This is a genomic window from uncultured Tateyamaria sp. (assembly GCF_947496075.1).
Taxonomy (GTDB): Bacteria; Pseudomonadota; Alphaproteobacteria; order Rhodobacterales; family Rhodobacteraceae; genus Tateyamaria.
In genome coordinates, this window is sequence record NZ_CANMBJ010000004.1 from 732,849 (window position 1) to 758,624 (window position 25,776).

A 25,776-nucleotide genomic window follows, 5' to 3' on the forward strand; every position below is an offset into this window, starting at 1 on the left:
AAAAGAAAAGAATCCACGCGCAAAAAAAGATTGCGCCAGCAGTCCACCCAAGGATCACAGCCCAACTCACCCCTGCAACGCCTCCCACATTTCAATATCCCGCTTGTCCGTCCAGATGCGCGGATGCGCGATGCCACCGGCCTCGTCATAGGCACGGGCGACATTGAACGGCAGGCAGTGCTCGTAGATGGCATAGTCGCTGAATTTCGGATCGCATTCGGCGCGCACTGCTTCCCACGCCTCTTTCAACGACCCACCACGCGCGGCGATCCGCGCCGCCGGGCGATACGTGCTATCCAAAAAATCGCGCGTGCTCTCAATGGCTTTGTTCACCATCACGGACCCCACAAGCGCATCGCCGCGCCCCGGCGCAATAGCATCAACGTGATAGGCTTTGATCGCATCCAGCGTCCCGCCCCAGTCGCCGAAATACCCATCCCCGCAATAGCAGGCCGAGTGATACTCAACGATGTCGCCCGTAAACATCACGTTCTGATCGGGCACGTGAATGACGGCATCCCCCGCCGTATGGGCGCGACCCAGATGCTTGATGTCCACCCGGCGCGACCCGAGGTAGACCGTCATCGAATCCGAAAACGTCGTCGTGGGCCAGGTCAGCCCCGGGATACTCTCGTGCCCCTCAAACAGACGCGGGAAACGCTGGAACTCGCTGTCCCAATCCTCCTGCCCGCGCTCGGCCACCATGCCGCGTGCCATGTCGGACATGATGATCTGATCGGCGCCATAGGCCGACGCCCCCAGCACGCGCACCGCGTGGTAGTGGGTCAGCACCAGATGCGTGATTGGCTTGTCCGTCACCGTGCGCACCTTCTCGATCACCTTCTCGGCCAGACGCGGGGTGGCCTGCGCCTCGACAATCATCACGCTGTCATCGCCGATGATCACACCTGAATTCGGATCGCCCTCGGCGGTAAAGGCCCATAGACCCTCTCCGATCTCGTCAAAGGTGATCGTTTTTTCGGTCATGTCACCTTGAGAGGCGAAGGCTTTGGCCATGTATCAGGTCCTTTCAGGAAGCGTCGGGTTGTTGGTCGGGATGGGCGGCGGCAATGGCGGGCACGTTCAGACAGGCCGCCTCGATCCGCTGTACTTTCGGAAACGGGGTCAAGTCGGCACCCCATCGATGCGCGTTGTAAACCTGCGCCACTAGGCACAGATCGGCAAGATCAGGCGCGTGTCCAAAGGCAAAAGGTGTGTCGTCCTGCACGAGCGTTTCGAAGGCCATGAAACCTTCGACCATCCAGTGCCGCATCCACGCCATCGCGCCATCCGTGTCCGCGCCATAGGCATCGCGCAGATGGGTTACGACACGCAGGTTGTTCACCGGGTGCACATCCACGGCAATGGTATGGGCCGCCGCCTGCACCCGTGCCCGCACCAGCGGATCGGTGGGCAGCAGTGCAGGTTCAGGCCAACGCGCGTCGATATAGTCCAGAATGGCCAACGACTGCGTCAGCACCGACCCATCCTCCAACACCAACGTCGGCACGCCTCTGCCGGGGTTGATCTCTGCATATTCTGCGCTCTTCTGCACCCCGGCCAATAGGTCTACGGGCACCGTTTCAAACGGCACACCCTTGAGGTTCAGGGCCGCACGTACACGGTAGGACGTTGTCGAACGCCAATAGCTGTACAGGGTCAAAGGGGCAGTCATGCAAGTGTCCGTTGCCAAAGTCGTCGCATCGGTAACTGTTGATTTTGTAACCAACAAGCCTCAGCGCAGCAGCGCTGACGACCACGCCTCAAGAAACAGCTCACGTTTCAACCGGTCCAGGTAGACCAGCAAACCGGGATCAAGGCTGACGACGTTCAGCACCTGTGCATCCGCATCCCCAATCGATGGCAAGGGAAAGCCGGGCCGATCCTGCGCCGCCCAAGCCCCGGACGTCAGGTAAGACACCATTGCCTCCGCCGCGCCGCCCACATCCGTGCTGTCCAGCACCAGCGCCGTGCGCATCATCGTCGTGGCGAAATCCTCGGGCGTGATGATTGTGACCGTGTCCAGCGTCTCGGGTCGGGTCGACGCATAGCTTCCCAGCACATTATAGGCCACGAACAATTCACCCGAGGCCAAATCGTCGATCATATCGCCCGAACAACAATACAGCTGCGCATCCAGGTTCCCGAACACCTCCATCAGCCGCCAGAACGTCTCGGACGCGCGGGCATCTTGCGTCGCGAACAGGTAGCCCAGACCAGACAACCGCACATCGTAGGTGCCAAGCCGCCCGCGAAAATGCTCTGGGTTCGCGCGCAGGGCCTCGATCAACTCCTGCCGCGTGCTGGGCAGTGGGCGCCCTTTGAACGCTGCGCGGTTCAGTACCACGGTCGCAGGTTCCAGCGTGAAACCAAACACACTCTGCCGCCATTGCGATCCGCCCTGCTGCGCCAAGCCGGGCAAGCGGCGCGCCAGCCCGTCATTCGCCAGCTTCAATTGCAAATCCATGGCGCTCGAGATCACCACGTCAAAGCAATCGCCACACTCGGCAATCAGCGTCACGATATCTGCCGAGCCAGCCACAGCATAATCCACCGAGACTGATGGATTGCGCGCGATGAACCCCTCTAAAATCGGCGCGAAAATGTCAGTGTCGGTGCTCGACAACACGCGCAATGTCACACCGTCCTCTCCATGGAACATCTGGCGGTCTTCCAGCTCTGCTGCGACGAGCACACCCGCCCAAAGGCACAGGATCACAGATACAAAGTTGCGCATGCCCCACCCTCATCCAAGTTCGCCAGTCCCAGCCGCCCGCCATGGGCTTCGGCCACATCCTGCGCGATGGTCAGACCCAAACCAGAGCCCACCGTATCGCCCGCATTCGCACCGCGCTGAAAACGCTGCGACAGCTCCGCCATCTGCTCGGCAGGAAACCCGCCACCTTCGTCACACACAACAATGGCGACCGGATCGCGCTGCACCTCGATCCGCACCACCCCTTCGGGCGGGGAATACTTCAGCGCATTGTCAATCAGGTTGCGCACCGCATTCTGGATAAGGATCGGATCACCCTGCACCTCGACCGGTCCCTCGGCAATCAGCACCAATTCCAAATCCTTCATCTCGGCCACAGGCGTCAGCCGGTCCACCAGCTCCCGACAGATGCCGACAAGATCAATCTGCCGCCGCTCCAACTGGTCCCCGCGAAAGGTAACCATGGCATGGTCCAGCAACTGTCCCGCTGCCCGGCTGCTCTCGTCAATCGCGCGGATCATGGATCGCAAGGCGGCGCGGTTCTCGTCCTTGTCCACACGCATCAATGTCGCCTCGGCATGGGTGCGCACAGTGGCCAAAGGCGTACGCACGCGATGCGCCGCCTCCGCGATAAACGTCTCGGACTGGGTCAACGACGCACTCAGCCGGGTCATCAGTGAATTCAACGACGTGACCAAGGGCGACAACTCGGTCGGCACAGGGCGCACCACAGGGCGCAAATCACGCGGACCCCGCCGCGCCACAGCCTCGGCCATCTGGCTCAGAGGGCGCACCGTCGACCGCGAAGTCCACAACGCCATGCCCGACGCCAAGACAAAAAACGCCCCACCAAACAGCGCCGCATTCACCGAAATCGCCCAAAGCGTCCCGGCCAGACTATCGCGCGTCTGGGCCACGCTCACGGTCAGCAACACGGGCGCAGGACCCGCAGGCAAAGCGCGGGTCAACGTTGCACGTCGCACCTCTGCGCCACCAAACGCTTGCGTCTGAAAATCCAGCCCCACCGCGGGATCAAAAGGACCCTCTGCCAACCCGTCATAGCCGGTCAGCAACGCATCCCCCTGATGTACGGCATAAAACACACGGTCATCGGCCGCCGTATCCAACATGGCAAAGGCGGCATAGGGGACATCCACTTCGATCTCCCCATCGCGCACCACTGCCGCATCCATCAAAGACGTCAAAGACGCCTCAAGAATCCGATCCTGACTTTGCTGCGCGATCTGCTGGGCATAGGTGCGCACAACAAGGAAAAACAGAACAGCCAACAGCGTGGCGCCCCCAATCAGGGTCCAGGTCAGCCGCCGACGCAGGGATGTCGCGCTACGCCTCATCCAACCGGTACCCCAGACCCCGATGGGTGGAAATGGTCAGGCTCGATGGCTCCAGATGCTTGCGCAACCGTCCCACATAAACCTCGATCGCGTTCTCGGTTACCGTCCCGTCATAGGAAAACAACCGATCCACCAGCTTGTCCTTGGAAAAGATCTGGCCGGGCGCGTTCATAAACAGCTCCAGTAAACGCAGTTCGCGATTGCGAAGGGTCACATTCTGCCCCCCAATGGTCAAAACGGACGCCACCGGATCAAGGGCGGCATTGCCCCGCCGAATGACAGTCTGCGCCGACCCCGTGCGACGGCGCAAAACCGCGCGACAGCGGGCCTGCAATTCAGCGTGGTCAAAGGGCTTGGTCAGGTAATCATCGGCCCCAAGATCCAGCATGCTCACACGGTCCGACACTTCGGATCGCGCTGTCAGGACAATGACAGGCGTGTCATCCTCTTGCGCGCGGTGACGCTCCAGAAACACGCGACCGTCGCCGTCGGGCAGCATGATATCCAGCAGGATCAGATCGTACTCTCCGACACGCAAAAAGTCTGATCCCTCGGACAGTGTCGCGGCATGGTCAATCACGTGCCCATCCAGGCGCATCCGGGTACAAAGTGCACCCGCCAGTTCTGCATTGTCCTCAATCAGCAGGTATTTCATCCAATCCGCCCAGAACTGCGCCGCCATGACAGGTTTATGTCAGGTTCGCATGTTTTCAGGGCAGCATTCGCGTGAAAACGCGTGAAGTCAAATGGGAGGACATCATGAAAACGTTCCAAATGGGCCGCAGGGCCCTGCTTGGCGCAGCTATGGCATTTGGCCTGGGCGGCGCAGCAATTGCAGACGGCCACCAGGTCGTTGACAGCATCCACTTCCTGATCCCCGGCGGCGCCGGTGGTGGTTGGGACGGCACTGCCCGCGGCACAGGCGAGGCGCTGACCGGCGCAGGCCTTGTGGGCACCGCATCCTTTGAAAACATGTCGGGCGGCGGCGGCGGCAAAGCCATCGGCTATCTGATCGAAAACGCGGAAAGCAACCACGGCACGCTGATGGTCAACTCGACCCCTATCGTGATCCGCTCGCTGACGGGCGTGTTCCCGCACAACTTCCGTGACCTGACGCTCGTTGCAGGCACCATTGGTGACTACGCTGCGATGGTCGTGGGCAAAGACAGCCCCATCAATTCGATGGAAGAATTGCTGGCAGCCTATGACGCAGATCCGAATGGCACAGCCATCGGTGGTGGCTCTGTTCCCGGTGGCATGGACCACCTGGTTGCAGCCATGGTGATGGAAGCCGCGGGCAAAGACGCCCTTGGCGTGAAATACATCCCCTACGATGCGGGCGGCAAAGCCATGGCGGCACTGCTGTCAGGCGAAATCGCGGCGCTCTCCACCGGCTTCTCCGAAGCGGTTGATCTGGCCAACGCGGGTGAGGTCAAAATCATCGGCGTGACAGCACCCGAGCGCGTGGACGCAGCCCCGGATGCCATGACCATGAAGGAACAAGGGATCGACACCGAGTTCGTGAACTGGCGTGGGTTCTTCGGTGCCCCCGGCCTGCCCGAAGACAAGGTGGCGATGTATCAGGACGCACTGACCAAGATGTATGACACCCCCGAATGGGAAACCGTGCGCGCGCGCAACGGCTGGGTCAACATCCACAACAACGGGGACGAGTTCAAAGCGTTCCTCGAAGATCAGGAACAGGTCATTGGCGACCTGATGAAGAAGCTCGGCTTCCTCTGATCTGAAGCGACTTTGGTGCGGAGCGAACACGCTCCGCACCTGCCCATAGCGGGGGCTAAACCGTTAAGATTAAGTAAAATTAACCCTTTTCTTCAATGAAATCAGAGTTGTCCCCGCGGGGACAGATCAATCGGGGGGATATCATGGCACTGGATCGCTGGATCGGACTGATCCTTTTGGGCATTTTCGCCGCCTACGGCTACGCCGCATGGTTCACCATGGACGGCAGCCTCGCACCGTTCATGCAGCGCAACCCCATCTGGCCCTCGACCTTCCCAAAGGTGCTGAGCGTGCTCGGCATCCTCGTTGGCCTGGTCATCGTTCTTGGCTTGGAAAAAGGCGACAAACCGCGCGAGGAAAATCCCTCCGTCATCGTCTACCGCCAACTCCGCGAATTCAAGCTGGGTCAGGCCGGTCTGCTCCTCGGTCTCATGGTTGCTTACGCCCTGCTGCTGCGCCCCGCCGGTTTCGTCATCGCTACGGTCGGCTTCCTGGTCATGGGTTCCGTCATCCTTGGCGAACGCCGCTGGATCACAATGATCGTCGTCGCAGGCATCGCCACCGGCGTTGTTTGGTATCTGGTACAGGTGGTGCTCGGCATCTTCCTGCGCCCCCTACCCGCATTCATGGGGATCTAAGACCATGCTCGAAGGTATCCTGATCGGCCTGCAAACGGCCTTCTCCATCCAGAACCTGCTTATGGTCATCGGCGGCTGTCTGATCGGCACGTTCATCGGCATGTTGCCGGGCCTTGGCCCGATGTCGATCATCGCCATCATGATCCCCGTCGCCATCTCGCTCGGCGACCCATCTGCCGCACTGATCCTTTTGGCAGGCGTCTACTACGGCGCCATCTTCGGCGGCTCGACCTCCTCAATCCTGCTCAACGCGCCGGGGGTCGCGGGGACAGTCGCAACCAGCTTTGATGGCTACCCCATGGCGCGTGACGGCAAGGCTGGCAAAGCACTGACCATCGCCGCCATCGCATCCTTCTGCGGCGGCTCAATCGGGGCGATCTTGCTGATGATCTTTGCGCCGATGCTGTCGTCGGTCGCGCTCCTGTTCCACTCCGCCGAATACTTCGCGTTGATGGTCGTCGGCCTGTCGGCCATCGCCGCCTTCGCGGGTACGGGTCAGGTCGCCAAAGCGATCATGATGACCCTGCTGGGCCTCATCATGGCAACCGTGGGCGAAGGCGCGCTGTTCAACATGCCACGCTTCACCATGGGGCTGATGGACCTCCAGTCCGGGTTCGCCTTTATCACGCTCGCCATGGCGATGTTCGCCCTGCCCGAGGCGCTTTACCTGGTCATGGACCCCGCTCGTTCCAAGTCCGGCCAGTCCGGCGACATCAAGGATCTTCGGATCACACGGGACGAAGCCAGGTCCATCGCCCCAGTCATCGGTCGTCAGTCCCTGCAGGGCTTCTTCATCGGCGTGTTGCCGGGGGCCGGAGCGACCATCGCATCCTTCCTGGGCTACGCGGTCGAACGCAACATCGCACCCGAAAAGGAAAAGCAGGAGTTCGGCAAGGGATCCATCAAGGGCCTCGCCGCCCCTGAGACAGCGAACAATGCCGCGTGCACTGGGTCGTTCGTGCCGCTCCTAACGCTCGGCATCCCCGGTTCCGGCACCACCGCCATCTTGCTCGGTGCACTGATCGCGCTGAACGTCACACCCGGCCCACGTCTGATGGTGGACGATCCGCAGATTTTCTGGGCTGTCATCATCTCGATGTATATCGGCAACCTCGTCCTGCTGATCCTGAACCTGCCGCTGATCCCCTACATTGCAAAAATCCTCGCAGTGCCGCGCAACTTCCTGATCCCTTTCATCCTCTTCTTCACGCTGATGGGGGCGTATATCGGGCAGAACAATGCGACCGAACTGCTGCTGTTGGTGGGCTTCGGCATCTGTGCGACGATCCTTCGGTTCGCCGACTACCCCCTGGCCCCGCTGCTGATCGGTTTCATCCTCGGCGGAATGCTTGAGGACAACTTCTCTCGCTCGATGCAGCTGTATGATGGCGTCAGCTTTGTCTGGGAACGGCCAATGACGCTGGGCCTGCTGGTCATTGCAGCGCTCCTGGTGATCTTGCCCAGCTACCGTGCACGCCGTGCGCGTCTGCGGGCGCGGGGGGTGGCGGACGGTGACTAAACCGCTGGACGGGGTCCGGGTCCTTGACCTGACCAACGTCCTGGCGGGGCCGTTCTGTTGCCACCAACTGGCCCATATGGGCGCCGAAGTGATCAAGGTCGAGGCCCCCGGTCGTGGGGACCTTGCCCGGCAACTGGGTGCCGATCCCGCGCTGAATGCGAAAGGGATGGGGGTGTCTTTCCTTGCCCAGAACGCGGGCAAGAAATCGGTCACGGTGAACTTCAAACATGTAGAAGGAAAGGCGCTGTTCCTAAGGCTCGTCGAGACCGCCGACGTGGTGGTCGAGAACTTTCGTCCCGGCGTTATGGACCGCTTGGGGCTGGGGTACCAGGTGTTGAAAGAGCGCAAGCCTGATCTCATCTATTGCGCGATTTCCGGGTTTGGGCAGGACGGCCCTTGGGTGGATCGACCTGCCTATGACCAGATCGTGCAGGGTGTATCCGGCGTCATGTCAATCACCGGCGATGACGACAGCGCACCTCTGCGCGTGGGCTATCCGGTAGCAGATACCGTGGGCGGGATGACAGCGGCCTTTGCTGTGGCCTCCGCCCTCAACGCCCGTCCCCGCGGGGCGCTTATTGATTGTTCGATGCTGGAGAGTGTGTTGGCGACCATGGGGTGGGTTGTATCGAACCATGTGATTGCAGGGGTGGAGCCGCGCGCAAACGGAAACGAGAATCCAACGTCCGCCCCGTCCGGCACATTTGAAACCGGGCTTGGACTGATCAACATCGCGGCCAACAAGGATGAGCAGTGGGTGTTGCTGACGGACTTCCTTGGTTTGGATGACCTGCGCGACCGGGCCGAATACAACACACGAGAAGATCGAAAACGGAACCGTATGGTGCTGCGCACAGAGATCGAGGCGGCGCTTTTGGAATGGACTGCAGTTGATCTTGCGCAAGCATTGAACGCCATCGGTGTTCCCGCAGGCGCAGTAATGTCGGTGCCAGAGGTGTTGTCCCATCCACAGATCGCGGACCGTGGGTTGATGTCCCGTTATCCGAGCGTGCCCGGTGTTGGGCGCGATATCGAGGTGGTGAATACAGGGGTCAAGCTGAATGGTGCACCGCTGACGGTGCCCACCCCGCCGCCACAGCTTGGGGAACATGCGCACGAAATTTGGCGCGCACTGGGTCTGAGCAACCAAGACATTGCGGACCTGACCGACAAGGAGGCGATATGAGTGACGTTTCGGATTGGTGGTCCACCGGCATCATCGACATGGCACCCGGTCAGATCCGGCTGCGCGGACATCCGATTGAGGACCTGATTGGCGCGGTGAGCTTTCCGCAAATGATTTGGCTGATGACCCGCGGTGACATGCCGTCAGAGCCTAAGGCGAAACTGTTCGAAGCGGCTCTGGTCGCCGCTGTCGATCATGGACCACAAGCACCGTCAATTGCGGCGGCACGCATGGCCGTGACCTGTGGTCTAAGCCTGAATGGGGCAATGTCCTCGGCTGTGAACATGCTGGACGACGTGCATGGTGGGGCGGGCGAGCAAGCGGTAGACCTGTACCATCGGATTGAAGCCAGTAGTGCCGAAATGGGTGCAGTTCTGGATGCTTGGCGTGCAGAGCACGGTCGCTTTATTCCCGGTTTTGGGCATCGGTTTCACAAGCCGGTCGATCCCCGCGCGCCAAGGCTTTTGGCACTGGTTGATGAGGCCAGAACACACGGTACCGTATCCGGAAAATTTGCCGCGGTGGCACGGAGCATTGAGGCAACGCTTGCCGCAGAGAAGGGCAAGCCCGTACCCATGAATATCGACGGTGCCACGGCTGTGATATTTGCCGAGTTGGGTTTTCCAGCGTCTTTGGCGCGGGGCTTGTTTTGCCTGTCGCGCGGCGTCGGCATTCTGTCCCATGCGTATGAGCAGCAACAGCAGGGGGGCCGGAACAAAGGGCCGACCCCGCCTGAATATCGCTGGACCTATACCGGCCCCAATCCCATCGAAGATTAACGACCCATCCAGCCGCCATCGACCAGCATGACGTGGCCGTGCATATAGACCGACGCATCAGAGGCGAGGAAGACGGCAGGGCCTTTGAAGTCTTCGGGCTTGCCCCAGCGACCTGCCGGGATACGCTCAAGTATGGATTTGGAGCGTACCGGGTCATTGCGCAACGCTTCGGTGTTGTCGGTGTCGATGTAGCCCGGCGCAATGGCGTTCACGTTCACGCCCTTGCCCGCCCATTCATTGGCGAAGGCCATGGTCAGCTGCCCGATCCCGCCCTTGGAGGCCGCATAGCCAGGCACCGTGATCCCGCCCTGGAAGGTGAGCAGAGAGGCGGTGAAGATGACCTTGCCTGAGCCCCGTTCGACCATTTTCTTGCCCACCTCACGTGTGAGGATGAATTGAGCGTTCAGGTTCACCTCAATCACTTTGTCCCACATGTCGTCGGGATGGTCAGCGGCAGGGGTGCGCAGGATGGTGCCAGCGTTGTTGATCAGGATGTCGATCTGCGGGTGATCTGTGAGGACCTGCGCGGCGAAAGCTTTGACTGCTGGGCGGTCCGAGAAGTCGCAAGCGTATGGTGTGAATGTGCGACCTATGGCTTCAATGCGTTGTTGGACGTCCGAACCGGGGGCGAGTGTTGCGCTGACACCGATGATGTCGGCCCCGGCTTCGGCCAGCGCCTCGGCCATGCCGCGTCCTATGCCGCGTTTTGCGCCTGTTATAAGGGCGGTTTTGCCAGACAGGTCGAAGGAGTTGCGAACGTTCATTGCAGCCCCTCCGTGACCCGGATCATGGATTTCATGGCATTGGGGTTTTCGGTGAGCGTTTTGAACGCGCCTTCGATGTCGTCCAGCCCCTGGATGTCGGTGATAAAGGCATCACAATCGACGACGCCTTTGGCGAGCAGGTCCATGGCCTTGTCATAGTCCTCGGGTCGGTAGACGCGGGCGCCGATCAGGTCGAGTTCGCGCCAGAAGAACTGGAACATGTCGATCTGGGGCTTGGTGGCGTGGATAGCGACCATGACGATGCGGCCACGTGTGGCGGCGGCGGCGGTCATCAGATCAACGCCGGGTTGGCTGCCCGAGACTTCGAAGACAACGTCGGCACCCTTGCCGCCTGTCGCATCGTGCATGGCCTTGGCGACATCGGTGGTTTTGGGGTCCATTGTCGTGAAACCGACTTTCTGCGCAAAGGCGAGGCGGTTGTCGTTGATCTCAGCCACCGTGACATTCGCGCCCGCGTCGCGCGCGGCCATGGCGACAAGCATGCCGATGGGACCGCCGCCGATGACCAGCACGTCTTCGCCCGGCTGGACCTTGCCGCGGTTCACGTCGTGGACAGCGACGGCAAGCGGTTCGATCAGGGCCGCGTGGGCGAGGTTCAGATCGTCTGGCAGAACGTGGACCGTGTGCGCCGGGACGTTCCATTTCTGCTGGAAGGCCCCATCGCTGTCGATGCCGATGAATTTCAGGTTGTGGCAGATGTGCTGGTGACCGGCATTGCAGGCAGGGCAATCGCCACAGTGGTCGAGCGGGCGGACGACAATGTGTTGGCCCGGTTCGAACCCGCCAACGCCCTCACCGACGGCAAAGACAACGCCGGACATCTCGTGCCCGATGGTTCGTTCGAAACCTACCCGTGGGTCCATGTGGCCAAGGTAGATGTGCAGATCCGTTCCACAAATCCCGCAATACGCGACATCAATCTGTACCTGACCGGGGCCGGGTGCGCGTGTCTCCACCGCCTCCACAGAAAAGCGTTTGTCGCCACGGTAAAAGGCCGCCTGATGCGTCATGTCCCTGTCCTCTCTCCCTGTTTTGCCGGGACATTGGACCGGATTGAAACACGCGATCAAGGGCACGGGCGAATTTCGTGAAACCGGAATCTCAGGACTTGGAGAACAGGGCCTTGGCGGCGTCCACAATCCCGTCGGCGGAAGGCAGCGTCGCGGCGTAGGCAGGGCCGGTGGCGATAAAGCAATCTTCGGCCGTGACGCAGGCGAAATTGGTGATGCCAGCCTCGGAAAAGAGCGCCATGAGTGCTTCGGATTGGCTGCCCGTGCGACGGCATTCATCAACGATCAGGGTCGCGCCACACATCTTGGCCTGTTCGATCAGTGCCGCTTCTGGAAGGGGCGCGAGCCAGCGCATGTCGATGACACGGGTGTTTATGCCGCTTGAGCGCAATCGTTCAGCCGCTTGTTCAGACAGGTAGCGCCCATTGCCATAGGTCACGATGGCAAGATCGGCGCCGGTACCGCTGACCCCAACTTCGCCCAGCGCGATCCGCTCGTCGGGGGCGGGATAGACCGACATCCAGCTCTTGTCGCCCTCGGCGTGCAGGTCACGCATGGGATAGAGGGCGATAGGTTCAACAAAGACCACGACGCGCTGTTCCTCGCGCGCAAGGCGGACTGCTTCGCGTAGCATCTTGGCAGCGTCATCGCCGCGCGACGGGCAGGCGATGATGAGGCCCGGGATGTCACGCAGAACCGCCAAGGAATTGTCGTTGTGGAAATGCCCGCCGAACCCGCGTTGGTAGCCAAGGCCGGCGATGCGCAGGACCATGGGGTTGGTGTATTGGCCGTTCGAAAAGAAGGGGAGTGTGGCAGCTTCGCCTCGTAGCTGATCCTCGGCGTTGTGGAGGTAGGCGAGGAACTGGATTTCGGGGATCGGAACAAATCCGTTATGCGCCATGCCGATGGCAAGGCCGAGGATGGATTGTTCGTCAAGCAGGGTGTCGATGACGCGGTGCGGGCCGAAGCGGGCTTGCAGCTTTTGCGTGGCGCCATAGACGCCGCCCTTTTTACCTATGTCCTCACCCGCCATGACGACTTCGGGATGTTCGAGCATCAGGTCGGTGAGCGCCCACGAGATGAGTTTGCTCATCACCTGTGGGTCTTCGCTGCTGCGCAGATCGGTGCCGAAGACCTGAGCGCGTTCTTCGACAGAAGGCCCGTTTGTAGTTTCACATTTGCGCTCTGGGGGGATCAGGCTTGCGCTGACATCTGCGGCGGTTTGCAAACGCGCACGCTTGGTGGCCTTTGCGGCGAGGTCATCGCACTCCGCCCCGATCTGTTCGTAAAGCGCCAGTGCCTCCTCTGGCGTGGCGGTCCCGCTATCGCGGAGAAGGCGCGCGGAGTGGAGGAGCGGGTCGTTACCCTCATCAGCTTCGATGTCGGCCTTGGCACGATAGGTGGCTTCGACGTCGGAACCGGCGTGCCCATATAGTCGGACGGTGCGTATATGCAGGAACGCGGGTCGTTTTTGGCGGCGGACAAAGGCAGCCGCCTCGGCGGCAATCCGTGCTGTTTCAGCGACGTTCAAACCATCACAAAAGAAATATTTGAGACCCGGCTTGGCCGAGAAGTTGGCAGCAATCCAACCGGATGGTGTGGACGTCGAGATGCCGATGCCGTTGTCCTCGCACACGAACAGCAACGGCAGAGGTGCGTTTTGGAAACTTGTCCAACACGCCGTGTTGATCGCCCCTTGCGCCGTGGAGTGGTTGGCCGAGGCATCCCCGAATGAGCACATGACAAGGCTATCGTCAGGTAGATGCGCATGTTCCGGACGTTGCCGTTTGGCGAGGCCGATGGAGTAGGCTGCTCCGACCGCCTTGGGCAAGTGGCTGGCAATGGTCGAGGTCTGCGGCGGGATGTTCAGCGCCTTGGACCCCAGCACCTTATGGCGGCCACCGGACATCGGATCCTCGGCAGAGGCGGCAAAGCTGAGCAAGATGTCCCATGTGGGATCCTGGTCAGGCACCTGACCGGCGCGCGCGATCTGGAACGCGGCATCGCGGTAGTGCAGGAACGCCATGTCGGTGGGGCGCAACGCATGCGCAACGCCCGCCATTCCTTCGTGCCCGCTTGAGCCAATGGTGTAGTACCCCTGCCCTGCCTTTTGCATCGCACGGCTGGTGCGGTCGAGTTGCCGGGACAGGCATTGCGCGCGGTAGAGGGTCAAAAGCGTTTCGGCATCCATGGCGCCAGCGTCACTGCCCGTTGGCAGGTCATTGGCCCTGAGCCGCCGGTGGAAGTTGTCGTGAACGATGGCGGCGCGATCCATGGGGTGATCCGATGTGGTTGAGGTCGATGCCCGCATAGAACAGCGCACATGCGGAATGGTCCAGTGGCTGCGAGAAAGCGTTACGGAATTTCGGTCACTACACATACAAGTGTAACATTTATCATTGATCGGAATCGCCGCACGCTCTATTTTCCAAATAGGAGGAGTTTCATGGACGCATGGATTTGTGACGCGCAGCGCACGCCCATTGGGCGATATGGCGGTGCTTTGTCCGGCGTTCGCGCTGATGATTTGGCAGCGGCTCCTATCGCGGCGCTGATGGCGCGCAACCCGGACATGGATTGGGCGAGTGTCGATGATGTCGTCATGGGCTGTGCCAATCAGGCGGGTGAGGATAATCGCAATGTGGCCCGCATGGCAGGGCTGCTGGCGGGCCTGCCCGTCGATGTACCGGGCATCACGGTGAACCGTTTGTGCGCCTCTGGCATGGATGCGGTAGGCATTGCCGCCCGTGGCATCAAGGCGGGTGACATGGACATGGTCATTGCCGGTGGGGTCGAAAGCATGAGCCGGGCGCCCTTTGTCATGCCCAAGGCGGAGGCGGCGTTTTCACGTGCCAATCAGGTTTATGACACGACCATCGGGTGGCGGTTCGTGAACCCGAAGATGAAGGCGGAGTATGGAATCGATTCCATGCCGCAGACTGCCGACAACGTAGCTGCCGATTGGCAGGTCGAACGTGAGGCTCAGGATGCATTTGCCGCGCAGTCGCAGACGCGGTGGGCAGCCGCGCATGAAACGGGAGCCTTTGCTGAAGAGATTGCGCCGGTGACCATCCCGCAGCGCAAAGGCGATCCGCTTGTTGTCGATACGGATGAGCACCCGCGTCCCGGCACGTCTGTCGAGAAGCTGGCGGGGTTGCGTGGCATCAATGGTCCAGAGATGACTGTGACAGCAGGCAATGCGTCGGGCGTGAATGACGGCGCGGCGGCGATGCTGATCGCCTCGACCAAGGCGGCTGAGGCGCAGGGACTGGTGCCCATGGCGCGCATTGTCGGGATGTGTGCTGCCGGAGTTGAACCGCGCGTGATGGGCATTGGGCCGGTGCCGGCGTCCGAGAAAGTGTTGAAGCGCGCAGGACTGACCGTCGATCAGATGGATGTGATTGAATTGAATGAGGCGTTTGCCTCGCAGGGCTTGGCGACGCTGCGCAGCCTTGGTGTGGCGGATGATGATCCTCGGGTGAACGCGCAGGGGGGTGCCATTGCGATGGGGCATCCTTTGGGGATGTCGGGTGCACGGTTGGTGATGACCGCCGCCTATCAACTGAAACGGACCGGTGGCCGCTATGCGCTGTGCACGATGTGTGTGGGCGTGGGGCAGGGCGTTGCCATGATACTCGAAAGGGCTTGAGACGATGTATGCACAGATGATCAAATCCGAAGCGTCGCAGGACGATCCCGAGAAGCTGGCGGCCTTTCAGGCGCGGATCGACGCGGGCGAGAAGATCGAGCCAAAGGACTGGATGCCTGCAGGCTACCGCAAGACGCTGATCCGCCAGATCGGCCAGCACGCCCATTCCGAGATCGTGGGCCAACTGCCCGAAGGCAACTGGATCACCCGCGCACCCACGCTGGAGCGCAAGGCGATCCTGCTGGCCAAGGTGCAGGATGAGGCCGGGCACGGCCTGTACCTGTACTGCGCGGCCGAGACGCTTGGTGTGAGCCGCGATGAGTTGACCGAAATGCTGTTGGATGGGCGGATGAAGTACTCGTCGATCTTTGCATATCCGACCCTGACATGGGCCGATATGGGCGCTGTGGGTTGGCTGGTTGATGGTGCTGCGATCATGAATCAGGTGCCACTGCAGCGGACATCCTACGGCCCTTACGCCCGGTCGATGGTGCGTATCTGCAAGGAGGAATCGTTCCATCAGCGCCAAGGCTTTGACATCATGATGAAGATGGCGAATGGGACCGACGCACAGAAGCGCATGGCGCAGGATGCCCTGAACCGTTTCTGGTATCCGTCGCTGATGATGTTTGGGCCATCAGATAAGGAATCCGTGCATTCCGAGCAGTCGATGGCGTGGAAGATCAAGATGAATTCCAATGACGAGCTGCGCCAGAAATTCGTCGATCAGACGGTGCCGCAGGCAGAGTATCTGGGTCTGACGATCCCCGATGAAACGTTGGCTTTCAACGAAGACAAGGGCGGCTATGACTTTGCCGAACCTGACTGGTCGGAGTTCTTTGACGTGTTGAAGGGCAACGGCCCCTGTTCGGTCGAACGGATCGAGGCGCGGCAGAAGGCGTGGGATGATGGCGCATGGGTGCGCGAGGCGCGGCTGGCGCATGCCGCCAAGAAACAGGCAGCAAAGGTGGCGGCGGAATGAAACTGGCTCAACTCAATGTGGGCTATGCCCGCTACCCCACGGATGATCCGCGCATGGCGGAGTTCATGGACAATCTGGACCGCATGAACGCGATGGCGGAACGCAGCCCTGGCTTTGTCTGGCGGATGCAGTCAGGCAGCGGTAACGCCACTGACATTTCCGTCCCGGGTGATCCCGAGATGATTGCCAATCTGTCCGTCTGGGACGATGTGCCCAGCCTTGGACACTACGTGTTCAACACGCTGCATGCGCGGTTCTACGAAAAGGGCACGAACTGGTTTGTGCCGATGAAAACACCGCATTTCGTGATGTGGCACGTGGCCGATGGGCACATTCCAACGCTGACTGAAGCGATGGAACAGCTGCGTCACCTGGTCGAACACGGCTCGACCGAACGAGCCTTTGGCTGGGATGCGGTTGATTCATCAGCATGGCGCCGGTGCGCCATGGCAGCGGGGTGACGCGATGAAACAGGAATGGCCCCTTTGGGAAGTGTTCATCCGTGGGCAGCACGGGCTGTCGCATCGGCATGTGGGCTCGCTTCATGCCACAGATGCCGCGCACGCGATCCAGAATGCGAGGGATGTCTATACCCGCCGCAAGGAAGGTGTGAGCATCTGGGTGGTTCCAGCCGCCGACATCACGGCCTCATCCCCCGATGACAAGGGATCACTGTACGATCCGGCGGACGACAAGGTGTATCGGCACCCGACCTTCTTCGACATTCCAGACGACGTGGGGGCGATGTGAGCGTCACGGGCCTTATCCGCATGGGCGACAACACGTTGGTTTTGGGCCAGCGGGTGTCGGAATGGTGCGGGCATGCGCCTGCACTGGAAGAGGATATTGCCCTTGCCAACACGGCATTGGACCTGATTGGACAGACGCAACTGTGGTTGCGTCTTGCCGCCGAGCGTGAAGGTGAGGGGCGCACCGCCGACACGCTCGCCTATCACCGCGACGCATGGGACTTCCGCAACCTGCTGCTGGTGGAACAACCGAACCGGGACTTTGGCGTGACCATGATGCGGCAGTTTCTGTTTGATAGCTGGCATCTGGAGGCGCTGACCAAGTTGGTCGAGCATGACGATACCGAGATAAGCGCAATCGCGCAGAAGTCGGTGAAAGAGGTCACATACCATCGCGAACGGTCCGGCGACATGATCATCGCTCTGGGTGACGGAACCGAAGAAAGCCATGCGAGGATGCAATCGGCCCTTGATCGGCTCTGGCCCTATGTCGGCGAAATGTTCAGTACCGATACGGATGACCTGATCGATATGGCTGCACTGCGTCCCGCCTTTGATGCACATGTTGGGGCCGTTCTGGCCGAGGCGACGTTGACCAGACCCGAAAGCGACTTCGCCCATCTCGGTGGCAAAACGGGCGCGCGACATACCGAACATCTGGGGCATATGCTGGCCACCATGCAAGTGCTGCCCCGCAGCTACCCGGATGCGACATGGTAACGACCCGCCCCTCGGTACAGGATGTCTGGACATGGCTGGCCGACGTGCCGGACCCGGAAATCCCTGTCATCTCGCTTGTCGATCTGGGGATCATCCGCGATGTGCAATGGCAGGGTGATACGCTGGAAGTGACCGTGACGCCGACCTATTCCGGTTGTCCTGCGACCAGCATCATCAATATCGAGATTGAGGCTGCACTGCGCGCCAACGGGATCGAAAACCTGTCTCTAAAAAGGCAGATTGCCCCGCCTTGGACCACCGATTGGATGAGCGATGCCGGCAAAGCGAAGCTGGAAGGCTATGGTATTGCACCACCGCAACCGGCAGGTGGGCCAGACAGGTGCCCGCACTGCCAATCCACGCATGTGAAAAAGATCAGCCAGTTCGGATCGACCCCCTGCAAAGCGCAATGGCGCTGCACGGACTGCCTGGAACCCTTTGATTACTTCAAGTGCATATGAGCCAATTTCACCCCCTCACCGTGACAGACATTCACCACACCATCCGCGATGCGGTGGTTCTAACCCTTGAGTCCGAAGATCCAGAGGCATTCCGGTTCATCCCGGGCCAATACCTCACGTTCAATCAGGATTTTGACGGGACCGAGCTGCGCCGCAACTATTCGATCTGTGCGGGGCTGGACGAGGGCCATTTGCAGGTGGGCGTCAAGCGCGTGGATGGTGGGGCCTTTTCCACCTACGCCAACACGGAGTTGCGGGTTGGGGACACGTTGTATGCGATGCCACCCATGGGCAACTTCCATACAGAAATAGAGCCTAACAAGGGAAAATCATACATAGGGTTCGCAGGAGGGTCTGGCATCACGCCCGTTCTGTCGATCCTGAAAACCGTACTTGCCCGCGAACCTGACAGCACCTTCACCCTGATCTATGCCAACCGGGCCGTGCACACGATCATGTTCCGCGAACAGTTGGAGGACCTCAAGAACCGCTACATGGGTCGCTTCACCCTGATCCACGTGCTGGAAACCGGGCAGGACATCGACCTGTTTTCGGGTCGTGTGGATCAGGAGAAATGCGCAGCGCTGTTCAAATCCTGGATCAATGTGGATGGCGTCGATACCGCGTTCATCTGCGGGCCCGAACCGATGATGTTGGCGATTTCCGAGGCGCTTGAGGCGCACGGGCTGTCCAAGGACCAGATCAAGTTTGAACTCTTTGGCGCAGGACAGCAGGGGCGCCTGGCTAAACAGGCGGTGAGCGCACGGGCCGAGGGTGCGGCTGAAACCAGTGTGAAGATCACGCTGGAGGGAACCACCCATCAGATGGAAATGACCAAAGATTCGTCAGTGTTAGAGACTGCTTTGGCAAATTCTCTGGATGCGCCATTCGCCTGTAAGGCGGGCGTCTGTTCGACCTGCAAGGCCAAGGTGACCGAGGGCGAATACGAGATGCTGACCAATCACGCGCTTGAGGATTACGAGGTCGAGGCAGGCTTTGTCCTGACCTGCCAATGCTATCCGATCAGCGACACGCTTAGCATCGACTACGATCAACACTAGGGGGGCATCATGCGCCAGGTTCATTCTTTCGCCGCCGGTGCGTGGGTGCCGCCCGGGTCCGGCGCCCGGTCAATTGCCAGCGCCATCACGGGGGACGTGATTGCCGAGGCCGGGAACGACGGTTTGGACGTGCAGGGCATGCGCGCATATGCGCGGGACGTGGGTGGCACGGCGCTGCGGGCAATGACCTTTCACGACCGGGCACGGATGCTCAAGGCACTGGCCCTGCATCTGCGCGAACATCGTCAGGTGCTGTATGATCTGAGCTTTGACACGGGTGCGACGCAGGCCGATCACCTGATCGACGTGGATGGTGGCATTGGCACGATGCTGGTCTTTGCCTCGAAGGGGCGGCGCGAGATGCCGGATGCGCAAGTGTATCTGGATGGCGCGCCAGAGCAGTTGGGCCGGTCGGGCCAGTTTCATGGGCAACATATCTGCACGCCGCTGCAAGGGGTGGCGGTGCATATCAATGCGTTCAACTTCCCCGTTTGGGGGATGCTGGAAAAGGTCGCGCCGACGCTGCTGGCAGGCGTGCCCGCCATTGTGAAGCCTGCCACGGCAACGTCCTATGTGACCGAGGCGTGTGTGCATTTGATGATGGACAGCGGCCTGCTGCCCGAAGGTGCATTGCAGCTGGTGTCGGGGGGTATTGGCGATCTGCTGGATCATCTGGATTGTCAGGATGTGGTGACCTTCACCGGGTCCGCCGATACGGCGCGCGTACTGCGCAGTAACGCCAACCTTTTGGGCAACGCGGTCCGGTTCACGGCTGAGCAGGACAGTTTGAATGCGTCGATCCTTGGCCCGGATGCGGGTCCAGGGACGCCTGAATTCGATCTGTTCATAAAGGAAGTGCAGCGCGAGATGACGGCGAAGGCGGGGCAGAAATGCACCGCTATTCGCCGGATCATGGTGCCAGGCGCGCAAGTGGAGGCAGTGATCGACGCGATTGCTGAACGGCTGGGCAAGGTTACCATCGGCGACCCCCGGGATAAGGCCACGAAGATGGGTGCGCTTGTCTCAAGCGCGCAGAAGATCGACGTGCTGGAGAAGGCGATCGAGATCGGGGCGGAGGCCGAACATGTGTTCGGCGATCCTGAGGCCTTCGCAATGGCGGACAGTCGCGGCGCATTCCTGCCGCCAATGCTGTTTCACTGCGCAGACCCCGACGCGGCACAGGCCGTGCATGATGTGGAAGCCTTTGGCCCCGTCTCGACCGTCATGCCATATCGAGATGTTGCCCATGCCGCCGAGTTGTTGAACCGCGGCAAGGGATCGTTGGTGGCGTCCGTCATCACCCACGACAGAGATGTTGCGCGCGAGATCACGATGACCTCGGCTGCGTTCCACGGGCGGCTCTATTTCAACAACCGTGACAGCATGTCCGAGGCGACGGGGCATGGTGCGCCGCTGCCGCACATGGTGCATGGCGGTCCAGGACGGGCTGGCGGCGGCGAAGAGTTGGGCGGCATCCGTGCGGTCAAACACTACATGCAGCGGACGGCGGTCCAAGGCAGCCCTGACATCCTGACGGCAATCGGGCAGCGCTGGGTGCCGGGTGCAATCGAAACCTCTGACAAACCACATCCTTTCACGCGGCCCTTTGGCGAACTTGCACTCGGTGACACCTTCAACAGCCCGTCGCGCGAGGTGACGCTGGATGATATCGAGACTTTCGCCCATTTCACTGGCGACACGTTCTATGCCCATATGGACGACGACGCGGCCAAGGCGAATCCGTTCTTCCCAGGCCGGGTGGCGCATGGTTATCTGCTGCTCAGCTTTGCTGCCGGGTTGTTTGTGCAGCCTGATCCCGGGCCGGTTCTGGCCAATACCGGTCTTGATAGCTTACGCTTCATGAAACCGGTCGAAGCGGGCGACAGCATCAAGGTGCGGCTGACGGTCAAGGCCAAGACGCCGCGCAACGACGAATATGGAGAGGTACGCTGGCACGTGACCCTCACCAATCAGGATGACGAGGCGGTGGCCGAATACGAACTGTTGACGATGAATGCCTACTGACACCTATTCCCAAGCCATAAGCAGCCTGAGTGATCTGGGGCCCATGCGCGTTTGGTCCTTGTTAGTGACTGTTTTTGGTGATTTGGCACCGGATCGACCGCTTGAAGGCCCCACTTTGTCGGCTATAATGGCCGAAATCGGGATCAAGCCGGAAGCCTCGCGTGTTGCCTTGCATAGACTACGAAGCGATGGGTGGGTCGGGTCAGAGAAGCTGGGCCGGACCAGCCTGCACAGCCTGACGCCGAAGGGGCAGAGTGACAGTGATGCCGCCCGGGGGCGCATTTATGGTCAACCGCAGGACGCCGAGGCTGTCGTGATCCTGACCGGTGCTCCGGTCGAGCTTGACCCGACCCAATTCGCGCAAGTCGCACCACGCGTGTTTCTTTGCGGACCGTCAGCCGCAATTCCCGCAGATGCCATGCAACTGGCGCCGCAATCCTTGCCGACATGGTTGGGTGCGCAAATCGAGACTGAGGCAATGCGCGATGCGTACAAATCGCTTCACGCCGTTCTAACCGACATCAAGGAGGAGCTTGAAGACGAGTTGAGCGCGTTGCAAACGGCGGCCCTTAGGGTTTTGATCGTACACGCATGGCGGCGACTGACGTTGAAGCACCCCGACCTGCCGCGCGCAGCACATTCATCGGACTGGCGTGGGCATGACTGCCGCGCGTTGGTGTCACACCTGCTTATGCGATTCCCGAGGCCCGACCTGGATGCAATCAAGGCAGGATAAACCGCGCTTTCCCAACGGCGTAACGCGCGTTATAGCGGGCGCATGACAAACCACCTGCATATTTCCGACCTGCCCGATGATCTGGATCTTGGGCCGGTTGTCGCCATCGACTGTGAAACCATGGGCCTGAACCCGCACCGCGACCGGCTGTGCGTCGTGCAATTGTCGGGCGGTGATGGCAACGCGCATATCGTGCAGATCAAGCTGGGCCAGACCGAGGCACCAAACCTGTGCCGCTTGCTCGAGGACCCGAATGTGTTGAAGCTATTTCACTTCGGTCGGTTCGATATTGCCGCCATGCTCAATGCCTTTGGCGCTGTCACGGCCCCTGTTTATTGCACCAAGATCGCAAGCCGCTTGATCCGCACTTACACGGACCGGCATGGGTTGAAGAACCTTTTGCAGGAAATGTTGGGTATCGACATATCGAAACAGCAGCAGTCCAGTGACTGGGGTGCGGACACGCTGACCGACGCTCAGCTGGAATACGCCGCATCCGATGTTTTGTACCTGCACAAGCTGCGCGACGCACTGAACGAACGTCTGGAGCGTGAAGGTCGAATGGAGATGGCGCAAGCCTGTTTCGATTTCCTGCCGATGCGTGCGCGCCTGGACCTTGCGGGCTGGCCCGACACGGACATCTTTGCGCACTCATGACCAGCAAGACCCCCTTTATCGACACTGCCAAACGGGTCATCCGTACCGAGGCCGAAGCGCTGACCGTCATGGCGGACCAGCTCGATGATAGCTTTCGCGCGGCGATTGACTTGCTCTTGAATGCCAATGGTCGAATCATTGTCACGGGGATCGGCAAATCTGGCCATATCGCGCGCAAAATTGCGGCGACGCTTGCCAGCACGGGCACGCCAGCGCAATTCGTGCACCCGGCTGAAGCAAGCCATGGCGATCTTGGCATGGTCACGCGATCAGACGTGGTGCTTGCCATTTCCAATTCGGGCGAAGCGCCGGAACTGGCGAACATGATCGCCTTTTCACGCCGCTTCGAAATCCCGCTGATCGGAATTACCAAAGCGCCCAAGAGCGCTTTGGGTCGCGCCTGCGACGCGGTCCTGCAATTACCTGATCTCGGCGAAGCCTGCGGCACCGGTGTGGTTCCAACAACCTCGACCACGTTGACCCTTGCAATGGGTGATGCCCTTGCCGTGGCATTGATGGAGCATCGGGAGTTTACGGAAGAGCATTTCCGCGAGTTCCACCCAGGCGGCAAGCTGGGGGCCAAGCTGAGCCGCGTGAGCGACCTAATGCATACTGGCGCCGCGATGCCATTGGTCGGCAAAGACACTCCGATGGCAGATGCTCTGATTGAAATCAGCCAGAAAAGCCTCGGGGTCGTGGGCGTAACCGCAAATGATGGCACACTGGCGGGGATCATCACTGACGGTGACCTGCGGCGGCACATGGACGGGCTGTTGTCCTTGACAGCAGCCGATGTGATGACCACCTCCCCCACAACGATCGACGTTGCCGCCCTCGCTGAAGAGGCGGTGGCGGTGATGAATGCGCGCAAGATCACATGCGTGTTTGCCGAGGACGCGAATGCGCCAGGCAAGCCGCAGGGGATTTTGCATATCCACGACTGTTTGCGCGTGGGATTGGGTTAAGGGACATGGCATGGACGGCTATTCAAAACTCGTCGCTTGGCTCAAGGTGCTGTTGCCACTGACAGCACTTGGTTTGCTATCGACGCTGTTCCTGTTGTCGCGGAACATTGACCCTGTTGCCTCTATCCCCTTCGCGGACACCGAAATCCAAGAGCGTTTGCGCGGGCAGCAAGTGACTGCACCGTTCTATTCCGGCACATCTTCGAGCGGTGACCGTATTTCTGTATCGGCTGGGACAATGGCGACCGCCAACGACCAGAACAACGCAGCAACCGACCTGGCGGCGCATATCGACCTGTCTTCGGGAACGCGTGTTGTCCTGTTTTCCGACACGGGCGAGTTTGACCTTGCCTATGGCGCATCGTCGTTGGCGGGGAACGTCGTGATCACAACATCGACCGGTTACAAACTGAATTCAGACGAACTTTTAACCGATTTCGAGAATATGACGGTGAGGTCACCTGGCCCAGTCGCTGGCACTGGCCTGTCTGGGACCCTTGAAGCGGGTCAAATGACGCTCGAAAAAACAGACAATGGCGAAAACGCCCATTTGATTTTCACAAAGGGCGTAAAGTTGGTATACCGCCCTGAAGAATTGGAAGAGTGATAAATCCGTGACTATTTTGCGTGTTATAGCCTGCCTGATCACGATCGGCCTGATTACACCGCTCTACGCCCAGGGAACGCAGGTCGCATTCGGCGCCATAAGGCAGGATACGTCAGCCCCGGTAGAGGTAAGTGCAGACGAGTTGAATGTGGATCAGACCACCGGCGCCGCCATCTTTACCGGAAATGTGGTGATCGGTCAGGGTGAGATGCGGCTGTCGGCCCCCCGCGTGCTGGTGATCTATCGCGAGGATCAGGCGGGTATCGAACGGATGGAGGCGACGGGCGGCGTAACCTTGGTATCCGGCCCAGACGCAGCCGAGTCGCAGCGCGCCGACTACAGTATCGATACGGGATTGATCGTCATGACCGGCGACGTCTTGCTGGCCCAGGGGCAAAGCGCCATCTCATCCGATCGCATGACTGTGAACCTGGATGACGGCACCGCACGGATGCAAGGCAGCGTGAAAACAATTCTGCAGACTGGCAACAACTGATGGCCAGACCCAATCTGAAAGTGGCGGGCGGGTCGTCCGGTCTGCGCATATCGCACCTGCGCAAGTCGTATCGCAAGAAACTGGTCATTCGCGATTTTTCGATGGAGTTGAATCGGGGTGAGGTTGTTGCATTGCTGGGTCCCAATGGCTCCGGAAAAACAACGACTTTCTATGCCGTGGCCGGGTTGGTGACACCGGAAGGCGGCACCGTCACCCTGGATGGAACGGACGTAACCAGCTTGCCCATGTACCGCCGCGCGCAAATGGGTATTGGGTACCTGCCGCAAGAGATGAGCATCTTCCGGGGGCTGAGCGTGCAGGACAATATCCTTGCCATCCTCGATATCGTTGAGCCCGATCGACACAAGCGGCGTGAGCGGCTCGAAGAGTTGTTGAGCGAATTTTCCATTGAACACATGCGCCGTGCCCCCGCGTTGGCCCTGTCAGGTGGGGAACGGCGTCGGGTCGAGATTGCGCGGTCGCTGGCTGCAAATCCGAAATATCTGCTGCTCGACGAACCATTTGCCGGGGTCGATCCGATCTCTGTCGGAGATATCCGGCATCTTGTTGCGGATTTGAAGAAGCGGGGCATTGGCGTCCTGATTACGGATCACAATGTGCGTGAAACCCTCGAAATCGTGGACCGTGCCTATATCCTGCATGACGGGCAGGTGCTCATGTCAGGTACACCGCAAGACGTGGTGCAGAATGAAAATGTGCGCCGTGTCTATCTTGGCGAAAACTTCCGTATCGGCTGAGCAACGGCGCGCTTGCCATGTCCGCTTTTCATTGACTCCGAGTGCACTTTTGGCGTGCAATGACAGTATGGCTTTTACGCTGACCAAGATCTGCAACACTGTCACCCCGCCTAAGGGTTTTGACATAGATCACGGTCACGACGTGCCTTTTCCGCAATTCTAAAAACATAACGCCGCCA

At 60.2% G+C, this 25,776-nt stretch carries 27 protein-coding genes; 19 read left to right on the forward strand and 8 right to left on the reverse strand.

What is annotated here, in order from left to right:
- Positions 1–66 precede the first annotated feature (66 nt).
- From Q1A51_RS15965 to Q1A51_RS15985, 5 genes are read right to left on the reverse strand one after another with little or no spacing between them, the layout of a single operon-like run.
- Entirely contained in the window at positions 67–1,017 is a 951-nt protein-coding gene (locus tag Q1A51_RS15965) for an MBL fold metallo-hydrolase (RefSeq protein ID WP_299600608.1), read from the reverse strand.
- Positions 1,018–1,030: 13 nt separating this feature from the next.
- Positions 1,031–1,675: a maleylacetoacetate isomerase gene (maiA, locus tag Q1A51_RS15970; protein ID WP_299600611.1), complete on the reverse strand. Its 645-nt coding sequence runs from the start codon at positions 1,673–1,675 to the stop codon at positions 1,031–1,033.
- A 60-nt stretch (positions 1,676–1,735) separates the two neighbouring features.
- Positions 1,736–2,737: an ABC transporter substrate-binding protein gene (locus Q1A51_RS15975; RefSeq protein WP_299600614.1), complete on the reverse strand. Its 1,002-nt coding sequence runs from the start codon at positions 2,735–2,737 to the stop codon at positions 1,736–1,738.
- Positions 2,716–4,071 carry a sensor histidine kinase gene (locus tag Q1A51_RS15980; RefSeq protein ID WP_299600617.1) on the reverse strand — a complete coding sequence of 452 codons (1,356 nt, stop codon included), beginning with the start codon at positions 4,069–4,071 and terminating at the stop codon, positions 2,716–2,718. The genes Q1A51_RS15975 and Q1A51_RS15980 overlap by 22 nt, the downstream gene beginning before the upstream one ends.
- Positions 4,061–4,726 carry a response regulator transcription factor gene (locus Q1A51_RS15985; protein ID WP_299203635.1) on the reverse strand — a complete coding sequence of 222 codons (666 nt, stop codon included), beginning with the start codon at positions 4,724–4,726 and terminating at the stop codon, positions 4,061–4,063. Before Q1A51_RS15985 ends, Q1A51_RS15980 begins: the two co-directional genes overlap by 11 nt.
- Before the next feature lie 104 nt (positions 4,727–4,830).
- Between Q1A51_RS15985 and Q1A51_RS15990 the strand changes: the two genes are divergently transcribed.
- The 5 genes from Q1A51_RS15990 (at position 4,831) to Q1A51_RS16010 (ending at position 9,936) form a co-directional block, all read left to right on the forward strand.
- The gene (locus Q1A51_RS15990) at positions 4,831–5,814 is read left to right on the forward strand and encodes a tripartite tricarboxylate transporter substrate-binding protein (RefSeq protein WP_299600619.1); all 984 of its coding nucleotides are present in this window, start codon (positions 4,831–4,833) and stop codon (positions 5,812–5,814) included.
- Between the two features lie 143 nt (positions 5,815–5,957).
- Positions 5,958–6,452 carry a tripartite tricarboxylate transporter TctB family protein gene (locus Q1A51_RS15995; RefSeq protein WP_299600621.1) on the forward strand — a complete coding sequence of 165 codons (495 nt, stop codon included), beginning with the start codon at positions 5,958–5,960 and terminating at the stop codon, positions 6,450–6,452.
- A 4-nt stretch (positions 6,453–6,456) separates the two neighbouring features.
- Positions 6,457–7,971 carry a tripartite tricarboxylate transporter permease gene (locus Q1A51_RS16000; RefSeq protein ID WP_299600622.1) on the forward strand — a complete coding sequence of 505 codons (1,515 nt, stop codon included), beginning with the start codon at positions 6,457–6,459 and terminating at the stop codon, positions 7,969–7,971.
- Positions 7,964–9,157, forward strand: a complete 1,194-nt coding sequence (locus tag Q1A51_RS16005; RefSeq protein ID WP_299600624.1) for a CoA transferase — start codon at positions 7,964–7,966, stop codon at positions 9,155–9,157. Before Q1A51_RS16000 ends, Q1A51_RS16005 begins: the two co-directional genes overlap by 8 nt.
- Entirely contained in the window at positions 9,154–9,936 is a 783-nt protein-coding gene (locus tag Q1A51_RS16010; RefSeq protein WP_299600626.1) for a citryl-CoA lyase, read from the forward strand. Before Q1A51_RS16005 ends, Q1A51_RS16010 begins: the two co-directional genes overlap by 4 nt.
- On the opposite strand, the gene Q1A51_RS16015 is transcribed toward Q1A51_RS16010, so the two are convergent.
- The 3 genes from Q1A51_RS16015 to Q1A51_RS16025 all read right to left on the reverse strand — a co-directional run bounded on the left by Q1A51_RS16015 (position 9,933) and on the right by Q1A51_RS16025 (position 14,006).
- On the reverse strand, positions 9,933–10,700 hold the full coding sequence (locus Q1A51_RS16015) for an SDR family NAD(P)-dependent oxidoreductase (protein ID WP_299600628.1): 768 nt from the start codon (positions 10,698–10,700) through the stop codon (positions 9,933–9,935). The genes Q1A51_RS16010 and Q1A51_RS16015 overlap by 4 nt on opposite strands.
- Entirely contained in the window at positions 10,697–11,731 is a 1,035-nt protein-coding gene (locus tag Q1A51_RS16020) for an alcohol dehydrogenase catalytic domain-containing protein (protein WP_299600630.1), read from the reverse strand. The genes Q1A51_RS16015 and Q1A51_RS16020 overlap by 4 nt, the downstream gene beginning before the upstream one ends.
- A 91-nt stretch (positions 11,732–11,822) precedes the next feature.
- Positions 11,823–14,006, reverse strand: a complete 2,184-nt coding sequence (locus Q1A51_RS16025; RefSeq protein ID WP_299600632.1) for an alpha-ketoacid dehydrogenase subunit alpha/beta — start codon at positions 14,004–14,006, stop codon at positions 11,823–11,825.
- A gap of 171 nt (positions 14,007–14,177) precedes the next feature.
- Between Q1A51_RS16025 and pcaF the strand changes: the two genes are divergently transcribed.
- From pcaF to lptB, 14 genes are read left to right on the forward strand one after another with little or no spacing between them, the layout of a single operon-like run.
- On the forward strand, positions 14,178–15,380 hold the full coding sequence (pcaF, locus tag Q1A51_RS16030) for a 3-oxoadipyl-CoA thiolase (protein WP_299600634.1): 1,203 nt from the start codon (positions 14,178–14,180) through the stop codon (positions 15,378–15,380).
- A gap of 4 nt (positions 15,381–15,384) precedes the next feature.
- Positions 15,385–16,362, forward strand: coding sequence for a 1,2-phenylacetyl-CoA epoxidase subunit PaaA (gene paaA / locus Q1A51_RS16035; protein WP_299600636.1), 978 nt, complete (start codon positions 15,385–15,387; stop codon positions 16,360–16,362).
- Positions 16,359–16,823, forward strand: a complete 465-nt coding sequence (locus Q1A51_RS16040; protein ID WP_299600638.1) for a DUF3291 domain-containing protein — start codon at positions 16,359–16,361, stop codon at positions 16,821–16,823. The genes paaA and Q1A51_RS16040 overlap by 4 nt, the downstream gene beginning before the upstream one ends.
- 4 nt (positions 16,824–16,827) lie before the next feature.
- Positions 16,828–17,112 (forward strand): 1,2-phenylacetyl-CoA epoxidase subunit PaaB, encoded by a 285-nt coding sequence (gene paaB / locus Q1A51_RS16045; RefSeq protein ID WP_299600640.1) that lies wholly within the window; start codon positions 16,828–16,830, stop codon positions 17,110–17,112.
- Between the two features lie 20 nt (positions 17,113–17,132).
- The gene (paaC, locus tag Q1A51_RS16050) at positions 17,133–17,831 is read left to right on the forward strand and encodes a 1,2-phenylacetyl-CoA epoxidase subunit PaaC (protein WP_299601143.1); all 699 of its coding nucleotides are present in this window, start codon (positions 17,133–17,135) and stop codon (positions 17,829–17,831) included.
- Complete coding sequence (gene paaD, locus Q1A51_RS16055; protein ID WP_299600642.1) at positions 17,825–18,292, forward strand: 1,2-phenylacetyl-CoA epoxidase subunit PaaD; 468 nt, start codon at positions 17,825–17,827, stop codon at positions 18,290–18,292. Before paaC ends, paaD begins: the two co-directional genes overlap by 7 nt.
- Positions 18,289–19,353: a 2Fe-2S iron-sulfur cluster-binding protein gene (locus Q1A51_RS16060; RefSeq protein WP_299600644.1), complete on the forward strand. Its 1,065-nt coding sequence runs from the start codon at positions 18,289–18,291 to the stop codon at positions 19,351–19,353. Before paaD ends, Q1A51_RS16060 begins: the two co-directional genes overlap by 4 nt.
- Before the next feature lie 9 nt (positions 19,354–19,362).
- Positions 19,363–21,378, forward strand: a complete 2,016-nt coding sequence (gene paaZ, locus Q1A51_RS16065) for a phenylacetic acid degradation bifunctional protein PaaZ (RefSeq protein WP_299600646.1) — start codon at positions 19,363–19,365, stop codon at positions 21,376–21,378.
- Positions 21,368–22,114: a PaaX family transcriptional regulator C-terminal domain-containing protein gene (locus Q1A51_RS16070; protein WP_299600648.1), complete on the forward strand. Its 747-nt coding sequence runs from the start codon at positions 21,368–21,370 to the stop codon at positions 22,112–22,114. Before paaZ ends, Q1A51_RS16070 begins: the two co-directional genes overlap by 11 nt.
- A gap of 42 nt (positions 22,115–22,156) precedes the next feature.
- Positions 22,157–22,771 carry a ribonuclease D gene (locus Q1A51_RS16075; RefSeq protein ID WP_299600651.1) on the forward strand — a complete coding sequence of 205 codons (615 nt, stop codon included), beginning with the start codon at positions 22,157–22,159 and terminating at the stop codon, positions 22,769–22,771.
- On the forward strand, positions 22,768–23,736 hold the full coding sequence (locus Q1A51_RS16080) for a KpsF/GutQ family sugar-phosphate isomerase (protein WP_299600653.1): 969 nt from the start codon (positions 22,768–22,770) through the stop codon (positions 23,734–23,736). Before Q1A51_RS16075 ends, Q1A51_RS16080 begins: the two co-directional genes overlap by 4 nt.
- 10 nt (positions 23,737–23,746) lie before the next feature.
- Positions 23,747–24,343, forward strand: coding sequence for a hypothetical protein (locus Q1A51_RS16085; protein ID WP_299600655.1), 597 nt, complete (start codon positions 23,747–23,749; stop codon positions 24,341–24,343).
- Positions 24,344–24,356: 13 nt separating this feature from the next.
- A complete protein-coding gene (lptA, locus tag Q1A51_RS16090; protein ID WP_299203644.1) occupies positions 24,357–24,839 on the forward strand; it encodes a lipopolysaccharide transport periplasmic protein LptA in 483 nt (160 codons plus the stop codon).
- Complete coding sequence (gene lptB / locus Q1A51_RS16095; protein WP_299203130.1) at positions 24,839–25,597, forward strand: LPS export ABC transporter ATP-binding protein; 759 nt, start codon at positions 24,839–24,841, stop codon at positions 25,595–25,597. The genes lptA and lptB overlap by 1 nt, the downstream gene beginning before the upstream one ends.
- Positions 25,598–25,776: the final 179 nt, after the last annotated feature.

Excerpts from the sequence above, each read along its gene's own strand:
- Q1A51_RS15965 (WP_299600608.1), bottom strand. The coding sequence starts at position 1,017 with ATGGCCAAAGCCTTCGCCTCTCAAGGTGACATGACCGAAAAAACGATC.
- maiA (WP_299600611.1), bottom strand. The coding sequence starts at position 1,675 with ATGACTGCCCCTTTGACCCTGTACAGCTATTGGCGTTCGACAACGTCC.
- Q1A51_RS15975 (WP_299600614.1), bottom strand. The coding sequence starts at position 2,737 with ATGCGCAACTTTGTATCTGTGATCCTGTGCCTTTGGGCGGGTGTGCTC.
- Q1A51_RS15980 (WP_299600617.1), bottom strand. The coding sequence starts at position 4,071 with ATGAGGCGTAGCGCGACATCCCTGCGTCGGCGGCTGACCTGGACCCTG.
- Q1A51_RS15985 (WP_299203635.1), bottom strand. The coding sequence starts at position 4,726 with ATGAAATACCTGCTGATTGAGGACAATGCAGAACTGGCGGGTGCACTT.
- Q1A51_RS15990 (WP_299600619.1), top strand. The coding sequence starts at position 4,831 with ATGAAAACGTTCCAAATGGGCCGCAGGGCCCTGCTTGGCGCAGCTATG.
- Q1A51_RS15995 (WP_299600621.1), top strand. The coding sequence starts at position 5,958 with ATGGCACTGGATCGCTGGATCGGACTGATCCTTTTGGGCATTTTCGCC.
- Q1A51_RS16000 (WP_299600622.1), top strand. The coding sequence starts at position 6,457 with ATGCTCGAAGGTATCCTGATCGGCCTGCAAACGGCCTTCTCCATCCAG.
- Q1A51_RS16010 (WP_299600626.1), top strand. The coding sequence starts at position 9,154 with ATGAGTGACGTTTCGGATTGGTGGTCCACCGGCATCATCGACATGGCA.
- Q1A51_RS16015 (WP_299600628.1), bottom strand. The coding sequence starts at position 10,700 with ATGAACGTTCGCAACTCCTTCGACCTGTCTGGCAAAACCGCCCTTATA.
- Q1A51_RS16020 (WP_299600630.1), bottom strand. The coding sequence starts at position 11,731 with ATGACGCATCAGGCGGCCTTTTACCGTGGCGACAAACGCTTTTCTGTG.
- Q1A51_RS16025 (WP_299600632.1), bottom strand. The coding sequence starts at position 14,006 with ATGGATCGCGCCGCCATCGTTCACGACAACTTCCACCGGCGGCTCAGG.
- pcaF (WP_299600634.1), top strand. The coding sequence starts at position 14,178 with ATGGACGCATGGATTTGTGACGCGCAGCGCACGCCCATTGGGCGATAT.
- paaA (WP_299600636.1), top strand. The coding sequence starts at position 15,385 with ATGTATGCACAGATGATCAAATCCGAAGCGTCGCAGGACGATCCCGAG.
- Q1A51_RS16040 (WP_299600638.1), top strand. The coding sequence starts at position 16,359 with ATGAAACTGGCTCAACTCAATGTGGGCTATGCCCGCTACCCCACGGAT.
- paaB (WP_299600640.1), top strand. The coding sequence starts at position 16,828 with ATGAAACAGGAATGGCCCCTTTGGGAAGTGTTCATCCGTGGGCAGCAC.
- paaC (WP_299601143.1), top strand. The coding sequence starts at position 17,133 with ATGGGCGACAACACGTTGGTTTTGGGCCAGCGGGTGTCGGAATGGTGC.
- paaD (WP_299600642.1), top strand. The coding sequence starts at position 17,825 with ATGGTAACGACCCGCCCCTCGGTACAGGATGTCTGGACATGGCTGGCC.
- Q1A51_RS16060 (WP_299600644.1), top strand. The coding sequence starts at position 18,289 with ATGAGCCAATTTCACCCCCTCACCGTGACAGACATTCACCACACCATC.
- paaZ (WP_299600646.1), top strand. The coding sequence starts at position 19,363 with ATGCGCCAGGTTCATTCTTTCGCCGCCGGTGCGTGGGTGCCGCCCGGG.
- Q1A51_RS16070 (WP_299600648.1), top strand. The coding sequence starts at position 21,368 with ATGCCTACTGACACCTATTCCCAAGCCATAAGCAGCCTGAGTGATCTG.
- Q1A51_RS16075 (WP_299600651.1), top strand. The coding sequence starts at position 22,157 with ATGACAAACCACCTGCATATTTCCGACCTGCCCGATGATCTGGATCTT.
- Q1A51_RS16080 (WP_299600653.1), top strand. The coding sequence starts at position 22,768 with ATGACCAGCAAGACCCCCTTTATCGACACTGCCAAACGGGTCATCCGT.
- Q1A51_RS16085 (WP_299600655.1), top strand. The coding sequence starts at position 23,747 with ATGGACGGCTATTCAAAACTCGTCGCTTGGCTCAAGGTGCTGTTGCCA.
- lptB (WP_299203130.1), top strand. The coding sequence starts at position 24,839 with ATGGCCAGACCCAATCTGAAAGTGGCGGGCGGGTCGTCCGGTCTGCGC.